Source organism: Gordonia terrae (assembly GCF_001698225.1).
Taxonomy (GTDB): Bacteria; Actinomycetota; Actinomycetes; order Mycobacteriales; family Mycobacteriaceae; genus Gordonia; species Gordonia terrae.
The window spans coordinates 2,421,295-2,436,180 of record NZ_CP016594.1 but is presented as its reverse complement, the minus strand read 5'-3'; the positions used below and the strand labels follow the sequence as shown (position 1 = coordinate 2,436,180).

13 protein-coding genes are annotated in these 14,886 nt (G+C 69.5%); 6 read left to right on the top strand and 7 right to left on the bottom strand.

Annotated elements, in window-relative coordinates:
* Nucleotides 1-79 precede the first annotated feature (79 nt).
* Complete coding sequence (locus tag BCM27_RS11025; protein WP_231895972.1) at nucleotides 80-2,344, top strand: protein kinase domain-containing protein; 2,265 nt, start codon at nucleotides 80-82, stop codon at nucleotides 2,342-2,344.
* Between the two features lie 58 nt (nucleotides 2,345-2,402).
* On the opposite strand, the gene map is transcribed toward BCM27_RS11025, so the two are convergent.
* Nucleotides 2,403-3,266, bottom strand: coding sequence for a type I methionyl aminopeptidase (gene map, locus BCM27_RS11020; RefSeq protein ID WP_033203484.1), 864 nt, complete (start codon nucleotides 3,264-3,266; stop codon nucleotides 2,403-2,405).
* A gap of 122 nt (nucleotides 3,267-3,388) precedes the next feature.
* Between map and BCM27_RS11015 the strand changes: the two genes are divergently transcribed.
* From BCM27_RS11015 to BCM27_RS11005, 3 genes are read left to right on the top strand one after another with little or no spacing between them, the layout of a single operon-like run.
* A complete protein-coding gene (locus BCM27_RS11015; protein ID WP_004572264.1) occupies nucleotides 3,389-4,411 on the top strand; it encodes a heme/hemin ABC transporter substrate-binding protein in 1,023 nt (340 codons plus the stop codon).
* Nucleotides 4,408-5,544 carry a FecCD family ABC transporter permease gene (locus BCM27_RS11010; RefSeq protein ID WP_004572265.1) on the top strand — a complete coding sequence of 379 codons (1,137 nt, stop codon included), beginning with the start codon at nucleotides 4,408-4,410 and terminating at the stop codon, nucleotides 5,542-5,544. Before BCM27_RS11015 ends, BCM27_RS11010 begins: the two co-directional genes overlap by 4 nt.
* Nucleotides 5,538-6,380: a heme ABC transporter ATP-binding protein gene (locus BCM27_RS11005; RefSeq protein ID WP_004572266.1), complete on the top strand. Its 843-nt coding sequence runs from the start codon at nucleotides 5,538-5,540 to the stop codon at nucleotides 6,378-6,380. Before BCM27_RS11010 ends, BCM27_RS11005 begins: the two co-directional genes overlap by 7 nt.
* Here BCM27_RS11005 and BCM27_RS11000 read toward each other — a convergent pair.
* The 5 genes from BCM27_RS11000 to dxr form a co-directional block, all read right to left on the bottom strand.
* Nucleotides 6,322-8,163 (bottom strand): penicillin-binding transpeptidase domain-containing protein, encoded by a 1,842-nt coding sequence (locus BCM27_RS11000; protein WP_033203486.1) that lies wholly within the window; start codon nucleotides 8,161-8,163, stop codon nucleotides 6,322-6,324. The two genes, BCM27_RS11005 and BCM27_RS11000, sit on opposite strands and share 59 nt — an antisense overlap.
* Before the next feature lie 57 nt (nucleotides 8,164-8,220).
* Nucleotides 8,221-9,057, bottom strand: a complete 837-nt coding sequence (locus BCM27_RS10995; RefSeq protein WP_004572268.1) for a GNAT family N-acetyltransferase — start codon at nucleotides 9,055-9,057, stop codon at nucleotides 8,221-8,223.
* A 33-nt stretch (nucleotides 9,058-9,090) separates the two neighbouring features.
* A complete protein-coding gene (ispG, locus tag BCM27_RS10990) occupies nucleotides 9,091-10,278 on the bottom strand; it encodes a flavodoxin-dependent (E)-4-hydroxy-3-methylbut-2-enyl-diphosphate synthase (protein ID WP_004572269.1) in 1,188 nt (395 codons plus the stop codon).
* Nucleotides 10,279-10,363: 85 nt separating this feature from the next.
* Nucleotides 10,364-11,590: a M50 family metallopeptidase gene (locus BCM27_RS10985; protein ID WP_004572270.1), complete on the bottom strand. Its 1,227-nt coding sequence runs from the start codon at nucleotides 11,588-11,590 to the stop codon at nucleotides 10,364-10,366.
* Between the two features lie 51 nt (nucleotides 11,591-11,641).
* Nucleotides 11,642-12,835 (bottom strand): 1-deoxy-D-xylulose-5-phosphate reductoisomerase, encoded by a 1,194-nt coding sequence (dxr, locus tag BCM27_RS10980; protein WP_033203492.1) that lies wholly within the window; start codon nucleotides 12,833-12,835, stop codon nucleotides 11,642-11,644.
* A gap of 125 nt (nucleotides 12,836-12,960) precedes the next feature.
* On the opposite strand from dxr, the gene BCM27_RS10975 reads away from it, so the two are divergent.
* Nucleotides 12,961-13,263 (top strand): DUF2631 domain-containing protein, encoded by a 303-nt coding sequence (locus tag BCM27_RS10975; RefSeq protein ID WP_004572272.1) that lies wholly within the window; start codon nucleotides 12,961-12,963, stop codon nucleotides 13,261-13,263.
* A gap of 77 nt (nucleotides 13,264-13,340) precedes the next feature.
* Here BCM27_RS10975 and rlmN read toward each other — a convergent pair whose 3' ends face one another.
* A complete protein-coding gene (rlmN, locus tag BCM27_RS10970; RefSeq protein ID WP_033203494.1) occupies nucleotides 13,341-14,447 on the bottom strand; it encodes a dual-specificity RNA methyltransferase RlmN in 1,107 nt (368 codons plus the stop codon).
* A 30-nt stretch (nucleotides 14,448-14,477) separates the two neighbouring features.
* On the opposite strand from rlmN, the gene BCM27_RS10965 reads away from it, so the two are divergent.
* Entirely contained in the window at nucleotides 14,478-14,885 is a 408-nt protein-coding gene (locus BCM27_RS10965; protein ID WP_004572274.1) for a LapA family protein, read from the top strand.
* Nucleotide 14,886: the final 1 nt, after the last annotated feature.

Here is a 14,886-nt window from a genome sequence, read left to right as displayed (position 1 = left end):
CAGCGCTGGATACAGTGACCCCATCGAACAGGTGGACAGCCTGTCGTCGAGCAACGGGGGGTCGTCGGACGTGGAGGTCGTGAAGCCCGGATCCGTGTTCGCCGGGTATCGCGTTCTCTCGCTGCTCGGACACGGCGGCATGGGACAAGTCTGGCTCGTCGAACATCCGACGCTGGGCCGGCGCGAGGCGCTCAAGATCATCTCGCCGAATCCCGCCGACCCCAGTTTCGCCGAGCGGTTCCGCAACGAGGCCCGCACCGCGGCCGCACTCGATCATCCCGGCATCGTGACCGTCTACACGCATGGCGTGGAGAACGGGAGCCCGTGGTTCTCGATGACCTATCTCGAGGGCGATGACCTCACCGCCGCACCGGTCCTGCCCATCGAGGACGTGGTGACGATCGCCGGCAAGGTCGCCGACGCCCTCGATTACGCCCACACACAACGCGTCATCCACCGCGACATCAAGCCCGCGAACATCGTGATCGCGCGCGGGCCCGATGGCCGGATCACGCGCGTCACCGTGCTCGACTTCGGCATCGCGCGGCTGATGGACGGCGCGAAGATGACCGCCACCAATCTGTTCGTCGGCACTCTCGCCTACGCCGCGCCCGAGATCCTCACCGGCGACGCGGCGATCCCGGCGTCGGACCAGTACGCGCTCGCCTGCACCATGTTCCAACTGCTCACCGGAACCCAGCCCTTCCCCGGACAGACCCCCATGGCGTTGATCGCCGGCCACGTCAACTCACCCGCGCCGCGGATCTCCGAGCGTCGGTCCGATCTCGGCCATCTCGACCCGGTGTTCGCACGTGCCCTCGCCAAGAACCCGGCCGACCGGTTCTCGTCGTGCTCGGAGTTCGCGGCGACGCTGGCGCGGGCTGTCGAGACCGCTCCGACGAGTCCGCACGCCAGGCGGCCGGAACCGTCTCCGATGATGCCCGAGGGATGGATCGCGACCACCCCGGCTCCCACACCGTCGTTCCCACACCACCAGTCGCCGGGTCAGCACCAGCCCACCCAGCAGGCACCCGCCCACAACCCGCCGCCACCCGGCGGCGGCCGGTACACCCCGTTCCCGGCGTACGGTCCGGCCGGGCCACCCCCCGGCCCCCCTCCCGGATACCCGACCGGCCCCGGCGGACCCCAGGGGCCCGGCCCGGGACCCCGGGGATCGGGCTCACGAACCGCATGGATCATCGCCGCGGTTCTCGGCGTCCTCGTCCTCGTCGTCGGGATCGTCGGGGCCGCCATCGCGCTCAGCGGATCGGAGTCGGAACCCGGGACGACGATCGCCGGATCGTCGACGACCGGGCCCAGCACCTCGGGCGGATCATCGTCGGGCAGCGGCACTTTCGAGTCCATCGCCTCCAGCGGCGACAGTACGTGCGCGGTGCGCGAGAGTCGGCTGTACTGCTGGGGCGGCAACGAACGCGGCACTCTCGGCGACGGAACCACGACCGACCGGCCGCGGCCCGTCGCGATCACCGGCATCTCCGACGTGTCGGCGGTCAGCATGGGCGGCCTCGGCACGACGTGCGCGATCAGTTCGGGCGACCTGTACTGCTGGGGATACGGGGTCGGCCAACCGGGGCAGAACGTACCGCTCCCCACGAAGGTGGCCGGTCTGTCCCGGGTGACAGCCGTGTCGGTCGGCTTGACCATCTGCGCGATCAGCGACGGCGACGCCTACTGCTGGCGTAACAACGCGAGCGGACAGGTCGGCAACGGCAGCACCGGATCGGTGGAGGTGCCCACCCGTGTCGCCGGCCTGTCGAACGTCACCGCCGTCTCCACCTCGCACACCACGAGTTGCGCCATCGCCGGCGGCTCCGCGTACTGCTGGGGTAACAACCGGGAGGGCCAGATCGGCGACGGCACCACCATCGACCGACTGACCCCGACCCGCGTTCTCGGACTCGACACGCCCACGTCGATCAGTACGAGCCTGTACTCGACGTGCGCGGTGGCCGGCTCCGGTGGCGTGTTCTGCTGGGGACAGAACACCAGCGGTCAGCTCGGCGACGGAACCGAGCAGAACCGGCGCACGCCCACCCGGATCGACGTCCGGGGTGCCACCGAGGTGTCGACCGCGGCCTACGGCGGCTGTGCCGCGGCAGGCAGCTCCGCCTACTGCTGGGGTTCGCGCAGCGACCAGCCCGACAAGAGCCCCGACCGGGTCAACGGACTGTCCGGGGTCACCGAGGTCACCACCGGTTCGGCGAACGTGTGCGCCGTCGCCGACGACGAGATGTACTGCTGGGGCCTCAACGGGAAGGGGCAGCTCGGCAACGGGACCACCACGACGAGCAGCGAACCGCAACCCGTCCGGTTCCCCGCCTGACCCTCAGTCGTCGGGCCCGAACTCAGTTGTCCGGCCCGGTTCAGTTGTCTGGCCTGTATCAGTTGTCTGGCACGGTGAGGATCTCGGCGCCATCGTCGGTGACGACGAGGGTGTGCTCGAACTGGGCGGTCCACCGACGGTCGGCGGTCACCACGGTCCAGCCGTCGTCCCACATCTCCCACGGCAGCGCGCCGAGGTTGATCATCGGCTCGATCGTGAACACCATCCCGGGTTCGAGGACCGTGTCGACATTCGGTTCGTCGTAGTGCAGCACGATCAGCCCGTTGTGAAAGGTCTCACCGATGCCGTGGCCGGTGAAATCGCGCACGACCGTGTAGCCGAAGCGGTTCGCGTAGGACTCGATGACGCGACCGACGACATTCAGTTCGCGGCCCGGCTTGACGGCCTTGATGGCCCGCTCGGTGGCGATCCGGGTCCGGTCGACGAGGTCGACAGCCTCCTGATCGACGTCGCCGGCGAGGAACGTCGCGTTGGTGTCGCCGTGCACGCCGTGGATGTAGGCGGTGACGTCGATGTTGACGATGTCCCCGTCCTCGATCACCGTCGAATCCGGGATGCCGTGGCAGATCACCTCGTTGAGCGACGTGCAGCACGACTTCGGAAAGTCCTTGTATCCCAGCGTCGATGGGTATGCGCCGTGGTCGATCATGTACTCGTGCGCGATCGCGTCGAGCTCGTCGGTGGTCACACCCGGGGCGACGGCCCGGCCCGCCTCGGCGAGTGCGTTGGCCGCGATCTTGCTCGCGATGCGCATCTTCTCGATGGTCTCGGCGGTCTGCACCCAGGGCTCGTGGCCCTCGTTGACCGTGGGCTTCCACACGTACTCGGGACGTTCGATGGAGTCGGGCACGGACCGGACGGGCGACACGATCCCAGGCGTGAGGGCACTACGAACTGGCATGCGGTCCAGACTATCCCTGCCCGTCGCGGCGAGGCCCGTGGGCGGACTCCGGACCGAACGCCACTAAGCTCGCCGGGAGGAGCCGATGGGAGGCCATCGGGGTCGACGGTGGAGGTGAGGCAGTGCGGACCAGGGGGTGGCGGGCGGCGCTCGTGATGGTGCTGGCCGTACTGAGCCTGTCGGCATGCTTCGTGACCCCGATCGAGCAGGACAGGCACTCGCCGGGCGCGCATCTGCGCACCGGCCCGCAGACCGCGACGCTCGCGGAGTCCGATGTCACTCCCGTCGTCGAGAACCCTGCTCCCCGGCTGCCCGCGACCGTCGACTCACTGCGGTACGGCGACGTGACCGTCGACGACGCCGACCGGATCATCGCCGTCGACATCAACGGAACCCTCGGCAACATCGTGTACAACCTCGGACTCGGGTCTCGCGTGGTGGGGCGTGACACGTCCACCGCCTTCCCCTCGGCGAGGTCACTCCCGGTCGTCACCAACCGCGGGCACAGTCTCAACGCCGAATCGGTTCTCGCACTCGACCCGAGCGTCCTGCTGGTCAGCGAGTCCACCGTGCCGACCGCCGCAGTCGACCAGATCCGCGACTCCGGGGTCGCGGTCGTCGTGTTCCCGGCCGCCCGCAACCTGGAGTCGAACGACACCCTGATCCGCTCGGTGGCGGCCGCTCTCGGCGTCGCCGACGCCGGCGAGAAGCTCGTCGCGCGGACCGACGCCCAGATCGAGCAGGCGCGCGCACTGGTACCGGACCCGTCCGGGGATCCCACGATGGCGTTCCTCTACATCCGCGGACGCAACCTGCTGCTGCTGGCCGGGCCCGGATCGGGCGCCGACGACCTGATCGAGGCGCTCGGTGGCCGGGATGCCGGCGCGGCAGCCGATCTCACCGGCGCGTTCACCGCGATCAGCGCCGAGGCCATGATCACCGCCGACCCGGACGTGATCCTCGTGATGACCCAGGGCGCCGCCACCGTCGGCGGGCCCGAGGGAGTGCTGACCCTGCCGGGTGTGGCCGACACCGAGGCCGGCCGCAACGGACGGGTCGTGCAGATGGACGAGAGTCAGATCCTGGCGTTCGGACCCGAGGTCGGACTGGTGCTCGGCGCCCTCGCGAGGTCGATCTACGCATGACCGACCCCGCGCGGACCACGACGGAGCCGACGACCGAGCCGACGACCTCGTCGGCGGTCGCCACTCCCCCGGGCGGCACACCGCACCGGGTCCGCGACCTCACGGTGGTGGCGGTGATGCTGGCCGCCACCGTCGTTCTCGTCATCGTGTCGGCCGGTACCGGCAAGGTGTCGGTGCCGCCACTCGAGGTCCTCGGCAGCATCGCCCACCACTTCCACCTCGACCTGGGACCACTCCCGTCACACCCGAACGGCGAGGGCGCACTCTGGAATGTGCGATTCCCCCGCATCGTGCTCGGTCTGTTCGTCGGTGCCGCACTCGGCGCCGCGGGCTGCCTCCTCCAGGGGGTGCTGGCGAATCCGTTGGCCGAACCGGGCATCATCGGCGTCTCCTCAGGCGCCGCGGTCGGCGCCTGTCTGATGATCGTGCTGGCCGGCGGCACCGTCGGAGTCGGTGGCGCCGCGGGCAATTGGGCTCTCGCCGGGGCCGCTTTCGTGTTCGGCCTCATCACGGCCGCGGCGGTGTACCTGCTGTCGCTCCGAGACGGTTCGTCGTCGGCGATCATGCTGGTCCTCACGGGTATCGCGGTCAACGCGTTCGCCGCGGGGATCATCGCGTTCCTCACCTTCGTCGCCACCACCGCGGCTCGCGAGCAGATCATCTTCTGGCAGCTCGGCTCGCTCGCCGGCCGCACCTGGAGCGAGATCTGGGTCGTGGCACCACTGGTGATCGGCGGTGTCGCCGCCTGTCTGTTCCTCGTGCACAAGCTCGACCTGCTGGCCCTCGGTGACATCCAGGCCGCCTCCCTCGGCGTGAACGTGGAGGCCGTCCGCCGACAGGCGATCGTCCTGACCGCGGTGCTGACCGCCGCCGCAGTGGCCTTCGCCGGGATCATCGCGTTCGTCGGCCTGGTGGTGCCGCACGTGATGCGTCTCATCGTCGGGCCGCGCCACGCGATCCTGCTGCCGACCAGCGTCATCGGCGGAGCACTGGTCATCACCGGCGCCGACCTGGCCGCCCGGACGATGCTGGGTGACGCCGACCTCCCGCTGGGGATGTTCACGTCCCTCATCGGCGGTCCGGTCTTCTTCATCCTGCTGCGTCGAAGCCGTCATGCGGGTGCCGGATGGTGACCGCCGACAAGCCGGCGACCACGGTCCTCGGTATCCACGCCCGGGACGTCTCGGTCGTCCTGGGCGGGCGCGAGGTGGTCCGCGGGGTCTCCCTCGACGTCGGTCCGGGCGAACTCGTCGCGCTGGTCGGCCCCAACGGGTGCGGCAAGTCGACGCTGCTGTCGGCACTGTCGGGCACCCGCGCACCACAGCGGGGACACATCGAGGTCGACGGTCGGGACGTCACCTCGACCTCGATGCGCGAACTCGCCCGACACCGCTCGCTGGTCACGCAGCTGAACCGCGTGGACACGCCCTTCACCGTGGCCCAGGTCGTCGCGATGGGCCGGTACCCGTGGCTGCGGACACCGCGCGCCGCGAACTCCCCCGCCGTCATCGCCGACGCGATGGCTCTGTGCGAACTCGGCGCCATCGCCGACCGCCCGTTCGGGCAGCTCTCCGGCGGCCAGCAGGCACGCGTATCCCTGGCACGCGCACTCGCCCAGGACACCCCGGTGATGATGCTCGACGAGCCGACCGCCGCCCTCGACATCCACCACCAGGAGCAGGTCCTCGACATCTTGCGGGTTCACCGCGACGCGGGGAACGCGGTGCTGCTCGTGGTCCACGACCTGACCCTCGCGGCCGCCTACGCCGACCGGGTGGCAGTGATGAAGGACGGCCGGTTGCTGGCGATCGGACCGACGTCGGAGGTGATGACCGTCGATCTACTCAGTCGCACCTACGATCACCCCGTCGAGGTGATCGAGCACGCCGGTCGACGCGTGGTCCTGCCGGTCAGGACGCCGAGCGAATCGCGTACCCCGGTCCGAGACCACCGAAGAAATCCCGGGTGACGGCCACCGCGTTGTTCGAGTCACCACCACCGACGACGAGGGTCGCGAAGGCGATGTCGCCGCGGTACCCGGCGAACCAGGCATGCGAACCGCCGGCGAACTCCGCCTCACCGGTCTTGCCGAACACGGCTCCCTGACCGTCGATCACCGACGCGGTTCCGCTCGTGATGACCGCACGCATCATCGGACGCAGCTGGTCGTAGACCTCGGGCGCCATGGTGGGCCTCGGGCCCTCGACCTTGGTGGGCTTGTCCAGGATGAGTTGGGGCACCGGCGCCTTGGTGCCGTTGGCGACGGTTGCCGCCACCAGCGCGAGGCCCAGCGGGGACACGAGCACCTTGCCCTGCCCGAAGCCGTCCTCGCTGCGGGCGACGAGCTCGTTCTCGATCGGCACCGAGCCGGACACCGCGTCGAGACCGGCGATCTCGTACTGCTGTCCGATGCCCATCGCGGCCGCGGCATGCGCAAGGTCCGACGGCCCCATCTCACTGGCGAGCTTGGCGAACGTGGTGTTGCAGGACTGCGCGAACGCCCGGAGCATCGACACGGTCCCCAACGAGAAGCCGTCGTAGTTCGGGATCAGTCGTGGCCCGATCTGGATCGCGCCCGGACATCCGACGGGGGTGTCGGGGGTGGCCATCCGGTGGCTGATGGCAGCCGCGGCGGTCACCATCTTGAACGTCGAACCGGGCGGGTACAGACCGGTCGTGGCGATCGGGCCCTGTCGGTCCGCGGCGGGGTTCTGCGCGACCGCGAGTATGCGTCCGGTGGACGGTTGCACGGCCACCAGCGCGATCTGGAAACGATTGGTGGCGTTGACCGCTCGCTGGGCCGCGTTCTGCACCGTCCGCGACAGGCTCAGCGAGACCGCCGGCGCCGGATCCGGGTCGTGGTCGGCGAGCACGTCGGCGTCGAGCCCGTTGGGATTGACCGTCACCACGCGCCAGCCCGCCCGACCCGACACCTCGGAGTCGACGACCTTCTTGACCTCGGTGAGCAGGGCGGGCGCGAATTGCGGGTCCTCGGGGACCAGTTCGGCCTGTTCGTTGGTCACCACACCGGGGATCGCCAGCTGATCGCGCAGGCGGTCGAACTGCTCATGTGAAAGCCGGGCGAGCGGGTACTGCTGCCGGTTCGCGGTGACCTGCTCGGTGATCGTCTGTTCGTCGAGCGACGGACTGAACCGACGCAGCACCGCCACCGCAGCGGTCACCGACTCCGCGATCGGCGCGCCCTGTTCGGCGGCGGCGGACGCATCGAAGTTGATGCCGACGACGCTGCCGTTGACCATCACCTCCGAGCCGTCGGCCTCGTTGACCGTGGCCCGCGGCGCCTCGACGATCTGGAGCGAGAGTCGTTGATCCGCACCGAGTTTCGGGTGGATGTTCGTCGACGCCCAGCGCACCGCCCACCCGGTGTCGGACCGGCCCATCCGCAGGGTGGCGTCGTAGGCCCAGTCGCGACCGCGCGGCAGCGCCCAGCGGTAGTCGACGTCGACCTCGGCGGTGTCGCCGGTGACGCGGACGCGGCCGGCCTGCGACTCGAGTGCCTCGGCACCCAGACCGGACCAGGCCGCCTCCATCGCGGACTCGGCGGCGGCGGGCGCGTCGGTCAACGCGGCCGCGGATCCGACCTCACGGTCGGCGTAGGCCTGGAGGAAACGTTCCGCGGCATGGCGCGGGCCGTCGTCCTCGGAGGCCGAACAGCCGACCGTCGCCACCGTCACGGCAGCACACAGCGCGACGATCACCGCCGGGGTCCATCGAGTTCGCATGTGCCACATCGACGTCGAGTCTAGGGTGGCGCGGTCGGATTACCGGGACGCCACGCGGTGGGGCGTTCAGTCGACGAGGACGGTGGCGAAGGTGCCGACCTCGGTGAACCCGATGCGGTCGTACACCGCGCGTGCGGTGACATTGAAGCTGTTCACGTACAGACTCGGGATGCGACCGTGCGCGGCCACCGCCTCGGCGACCGCCGCGGTACCGCCCAGCCCGAGCCCCTCACCACGCCGGTCCGGGGCGACCCAGACACCCTGGATCTGGCCGACTCGACGGGACAGTGAGCCGATCTCGGCCTTGAACACCACGTCGGGGCCGTCGAACCGCGCGAACACCCGCTGCGCGGTGATGAGCGAGGCGAGACGCCGCCGGTACGACCGGCCGCCGTCCCCGGCCGTCGGATCGACGCCGACCTCCCCGATGAACATGTCGACGGCCGCGGGCATGTACGCGTCGAGGTCGTCGAGGGTGACCAGCCGCACGAGCGGGTCGACAGGCACCGCCGAGCAGGTCGTGAGCGCGAGCAGTGGCTGCACCGGTCTGACCTCGCGCGCCGGACCCCATACCGGCTCGATCTGATCCCACATCTGGAGCACGAGTTCGGCGCGGCCGACGATCGACGAACAGGCTCGCGGTCCGGCGATGGCGCGATCGGAGAAGTAGTCCAGGTCTCCGGGCGACCCGCTGAGCGGGATCAGGTTGGCCCCGGAGAAACACAGCGACGACGCCGGGTCGTGCGCCGTCCACAGTTCACCACCGAGCAGGCGCGGATTGATCCCGTGCGTCTCGAATCGGGCCGCGACCATGCACATCGCCACCGGGTCCGAGGTGAGGACGCGCTCGACGACAGCCGCATCACGAGCACCGAGCGGCTTGTCGCCCAGAAGCTTCAGCAACGCCGCTCCTCCCTCTCGAGCCTTGCGCCCGACCTACGAGACGGTCACCACGGGTGGGCCCACGTGAGTACTGTCTCCAGTTTCTCCTGATTCCTCGGCGATCCGCAGCGCTTCTTCGATCAAGGTCTCCACGATCTGCGCCTCGGGGACGGTCTTGATGACCTCACCCTTGACGAAGATCTGTCCCTTGCCGTTGCCGGACGCGACCCCGAGGTCGGCTTCCCGGGCCTCACCGGGGCCGTTGACCACGCAGCCCATCACGGCGACGCGCAGCGGGACCTCCATGCCCTCGAGTCCCGCGGTGACCTCGTCGGCGAGTTTGTAGACGTCGACCTGGGCGCGGCCGCACGACGGGCACGAGACGATCTCGAGCTTGCGCGGGCGGAGGTTCAGCGACTGCAGGATCTGGTCGCCGACCTTGATCTCCTCGGCAGGCGGCGCCGAGAGCGAGACCCGGATGGTGTCGCCGATGCCCTCGCTCAGCAGCGCGCCGAAGGCGACCGCGGACTTGATGGTGCCCTGGAATGCCGGGCCGGCCTCGGTGACGCCGAGATGCAGCGGGTAGTCGCTGGCGGCGGCGAGCTGCCGGTAGGCCTCGACCATGATCACCGGGTCGTTGTGCTTCACCGAGATCTTGATGTCGCCGAAGCCGTGTTCCTCGAACAGGCTCGCCTCCCACAGGGCCGACTCGACCAGCGCCTCGGGCGTCGCCTTGCCGTACTTCTGCAGGATGCGCTTGTCGAGGGAGCCGGCGTTCACGCCGATGCGGATCGGGATACCCGCATCACCGGCTGCCTTGGCGACCTCTTTGACGCGTCCGTCGAACTCCTTGATGTTGCCGGGGTTGACGCGCACGGCGGCGCAGCCGGCGTCGATCGCGGAGAAGATGTACTTCGGCTGGAAATGGATGTCGGCGATCACCGGGATCTTGGACTTCTTGGCGATGATCGGCAGCGCCTCGGCGTCCTCCGGACGCGGGCACGCGACGCGCACGATGTCGCAGCCGGAGGCGGTCAACTCGGCGATCTGCTGCAGGGTCGCGTTGATGTCGTGGGTCTTGGTGGTCGTCATCGACTGCACCGAGATCGGGTGATCGCTGCCGACCCCGACCGAGCCGACGAACAGCTGGCGGGTCTTGCGGCGCGGAGCGAGCACCGGCGGCGGCCCGGCGGGCATGCCGAGTCCGATCGGCACGGCGTTCGCGGAAGTCGGGGCGTTCATCTCGTTCACCTCTGGGGAATCGGAGTGTCGGTGTGTTCGGGCTGGGTCACAAGGTGTTCGTCGTGCGGGCTCACCCCGGATGTGTTCACCACGGGTTGATCGGGTTGACGATGTCGGCGGTCAGCGTGAGGACCATGAAGCCCGCCATCACCACCACCGCCGCGTAGGTGATCGGGAGCAGCTTGTAGTAGTCGACGGCTCCGCCGGGCGCGCGGCCGAACCAGCGGCGGATCGTGTCGCGGCCCTTCTCGTAGCCGACGATGGCCATGTGCCCGCCGTCGAGCGGGAGCAGCGGCACGAGGTTGAACAGGCCCAGGAAGAAGTTGATGCTGATCAGCAGCATCCAGAACATGTCCCACAGGCCGCGTTCGACAGCCTGCCCGCCGAGCACGGAGGCGCCGTACACGCTGACCGGGGTGTCGAGTGCGCGCTCCCCGCCGGTGACCGCCGTCCACAGGGCGCCGATCTTCGACGGCAACGACAGCAGCGCGTTCCACGTCTCGACGATCAGGTCGCCGGTGAAGGCGAACGCGCCGGGCACGATGTCGGTGACGCCGTACTGGATGATCCCCGGCGGGACGTCGTATTCGATGCCGACCATGTTGTAGGTCTGTGTCTCGCTGGTGCCGTCGGCACGCGTCGCCGTGACCGTCACGGGTTCGGGAGTCATCGTCAGGTCGAGTCGCTGCCCGTCCCGGTCGACGGTCAGGGCGACCGGGCCGGTGGACTCGCGGATCACCGGGGTCAGGTCCGAGGCCTGGCCGACCGGCCGGCCGTCGATCGCCACGATGTCGTCACCGGGGAGCAGGCCGGCGGCGCCCGCGGGACCGGTGCCACCGCAGGGTGCGTCGGTCTGTGTGTTCCCTTCGATGGTGATCGTCGCCGGAACGCATTGGGTCTTGCCGACGGTCGCCGGGGTGGGTCCCGGGTTGAGATTGGGCAGACCGAAGGTCAGCCCGACGATGATGATCAGGACGAAGCCGAGGATGAAGTTCTGAGCAGGTCCCGCGAACAGCACGACGAGGCGCTTCCACGCCTTCTGCTTGTACATCGCCCGGTCTTTTTCGTCCCAGGCGAGCTCCTCGTGCGGGGTCATCCCCGCGATGTCGCAGAAACCGCCCAGCGGCAGCGCCTTGATCCCGTACTCGGTCTCGCCGCGGCGGGTGGACCAGATCGTGGGACCGAAGCCGACGAAGTAGCGTCGGACCTTCATGCCCGTCGCCTGGGCGGCCCACATGTGACCACACTCATGCCAGGCGACCGACAGCAACAGCGCCACGGCGAACAGCGTGACGCCGATCGCGAAACTCACGTACCTACTCCATCCGGATCACGGGACGCACCCGCTCACGAGGGCCGCCGATCAGCGGGATGCCGCCGCGACCAGCTGCGCAGCGCGATCCCGGGCCCACCGATCGGCGGCGAAGACCTCTTCCACAGTACCTGGCGTCCGGCGCCACTGATCGGCCTCGCCGAGCACCTCCTCGATCACCTCGACGATGCGCGGGAACCGGATCGCACCTGCGAAGAACCCGGCCGCGGCGGCCTCGTTGGCCGCGTTGTAGACCGCCGTCAGGCTGCCCCCCGCACTGCCGGCGCGCCGCGCCAGATCGATCGCGGGGAACACCGCGTCGTCGACCGGCTCGAAGGTCCACGACGACGCGGTCGAGAAGTCGCACGCCGCCGACGAACCGGGCACCCGGTCCGGCCAGCCCAGCGCCAGCGCGATGGGCAGCTTCATCGACGGCGGCGAGGCCTTCGCCACCGTCGCGCCGTCCACGAAGGTCACCATCGAGTGGACGATGGACTGCGGGTGGACGGTGACGTCGATGCGGTCGTAGTCGACGTCGAACAGCAGGTGCGCCTCGATGACTTCGAGAGCCTTGTTGACCAGGGTCGCCGAGTTGAGGGTGATCATCGGACCCATCGACCAGGTGGGGTGTCGGCCGGCCTGCTCGGGGGTGACGTCCTCGAGCTGTGCGCGGGACCACCCGCGGAACGGGCCGCCCGACGCGGTGAGGACCAGCCGGTCGACCTCGGCGGCCGTCCCGGCGCGCAGGCACTGGGCGATGGCGGAGTGTTCGGAATCGACCGGCACGATCTGCCCGGGCGCCGCGGCGTCGAGGACGAGGGCGCCGCCGGCGACGAGCGACTCCTTGTTCGCCAGCGCGAGCCGGGCACCCGAGCGGAGCGCGGCGAGACTGGGTGCGAGCCCGATCGAGCCGACGACCGCGTTGAGGATCACATCCACACCGGTGTCCGCGACAACCGCGTCGATGAGGTCACACATGGCGTCGGGTCCGCCGAGGACCCGGCCGCCGAGACGGTCCGCGAGCTCCTGCGCCCGCGCGGTGTCCGCGACGGCGATCCGCGCGGCCGGAACGCCGAACGCGGCGGCCTGGTCGGCGAGGAGATCGGGGTTCGACCCGCCGGCACCGAGACCGGCGACCTCGAAGAGGTCGGGATGCTCGGCGATCACCTCGAGCGCCTGGACGCCGATGGAACCGGTGGAACCGAGGATCAGCACACGTGTGGGCACGCACCCATTCTGGACCATCGGGTCGCGCGGCCCACCGTGGCCGGCGACACCGGACCGACCCGCGGGCGGGGCGTGCCGCTATGCTGCTCGGAGAACTACTACCGATCGTCAGACATCTGACATCCGCGCTGTGAGGAGTGGCTGTGGCAAGCACCGATGTGGAGCACACTGTGGGGCACGGCGATGGGAGGCATGGCGAAGTCGAGGTCATCGACACCGGCTGGCGCCGCGAGCCCGCCGATGCCCCGTCCGCCCGGTTCGGCTGGCACGGCGCGGCGACCAAGACCTTCTACGGTGCGGCCATCTTCTTCGCGCTGTTCCTGCTCGCGATGATCATCGGCAACCACACCGGCCACATCGAGGACCTCTACCTCATCGCCTTCGCCGTGGGCACGCTGTTCTTCGCAGTCCGCGGCTGGTGGATGAACCGCGGAAAGTGGTCCTGACCGGCCACCTCGCCAGACCCAGAGAAAACGCCGAGCGGTGATCCGCTCGGCGTTTCTCGTGTCTGCCTCGTCGAGACTCAGCGCTCTTCGGCCGCGAGCTGGCCACATGCGGCGGCGATCTCCTGACCGCGCGTATCGCGGACGGTGCAGGAGACTCCCTGCTCGCGGACCCGCCGGACGAATTCGCGCTCGACCGGTTTGGGACTGGCGTCCCATTCCGAGCCCGGGGTCGGATTCAGCGGGATGAGATTCACGTGCACCAACGATCCGAGCGCGCGGTGCAGCTTCTCCCCCAGCAGATCGGCGCGCCAGGGCTGGTCGTTGACGTCCCGGATGAGGGCGTACTCGATCGAGACGCGCCGTCCGGTGGTGTCGGCGTAGTATCGCGCAGCCTCGAGCACCTCGGCGACCGACCACCGGTTGTTGACCGGGACGAGGGTGTCGCGGAGTTCATCGTCGGGCGTGTGGAGCGACACGGCGAGCGTGACCGCGAGCCCCTCGTCGGCGAGCCGACGGATCGACGGCGCGAGACCGACGGTCGAGACGGTCACCGAGCGCGCCGAGATGCCGAGTCCGTCCGGCGCGGGCGAGGTGATCTGCCGGACCGCGCTCACGACCCGCTTGTAGTTGGCCAGCGGCTCGCCCATGCCCATGAACACGACATTCGACAAGCGCCCTGGTTCGCCGATCTCGCCGTCCCGCAGCGCGCGCGCGGCGGCCCGGACCTGGTCGACGATCTCCGCGGTCGACAGGTTGCGGTCGAGCCCGCCCTGCCCGGTCGCGCAGAACGGGCAGGCCATGCCGCACCCGGCCTGGCTCGAGATACACAGGGTGTTGCGTTCGGTGTAGCGCATGAGGACGCTCTCCAGGAGAGTGCCGTCGTGCAGGCGCCACAGCGTCTTGCGTGTCGAGTCGTCGTCGCACGAGATGTGCCGGACCGGGGTGAGCAGTTGCGGGAAGAGCTTGTCCCGCACCGCTTCGCGAGAGGTGGCCGGCAGGTCCGTCATCTCGTCGACGTTCCCGTTGAGACGCGCGTAGTACTGCCGGGCCAACTGGTCGGCCCGGAACTTCGGCAGCCCCAGCTCGGCCAGCGCCGCGACGCGACCGGCGGCGTCGAGGTCGGCGAAGTGTGTCGGCGGACGCCCGCGTCGGGGCGCGTCGAACACAAGTGGCAATGAGGTCATTTCGCCATTGTCGCATGTCATGATGAAGCGATGACGACACCCGAGGACCGACCGCACACGGGTTCGGTACCAGCGTGGGGCGAACAACCCGCCGGGTCGCCGGTCCCGGCGGCCGGCCACCCGCACACCCCCGAGCAGCACTCCCCCGAGCCCGACCCCCGCGATCGTCTCCGACGCACGGTCGCCGACGTCGAGCACACACGCACCAGAGCCACCTGGTTCGGAGTGGTGATCGGTGCGATCATCCTCGTCCTGCTGCTGGTCTTCATCGTCCAGAACCTCGGCTCGCAGACCATCGAGCTGCTGTTCTGGGAGGTGAATCTGCCACTCGGGGTGAGCCTGCTCATCGCGGCGATCGCCGGCGCGCTGATCGTCGCACTGGTGGGTGGCCTGCGCATGTTGCAACTGCGGCGTGCGCTGAAGAAAGCCGCGAAGTAGC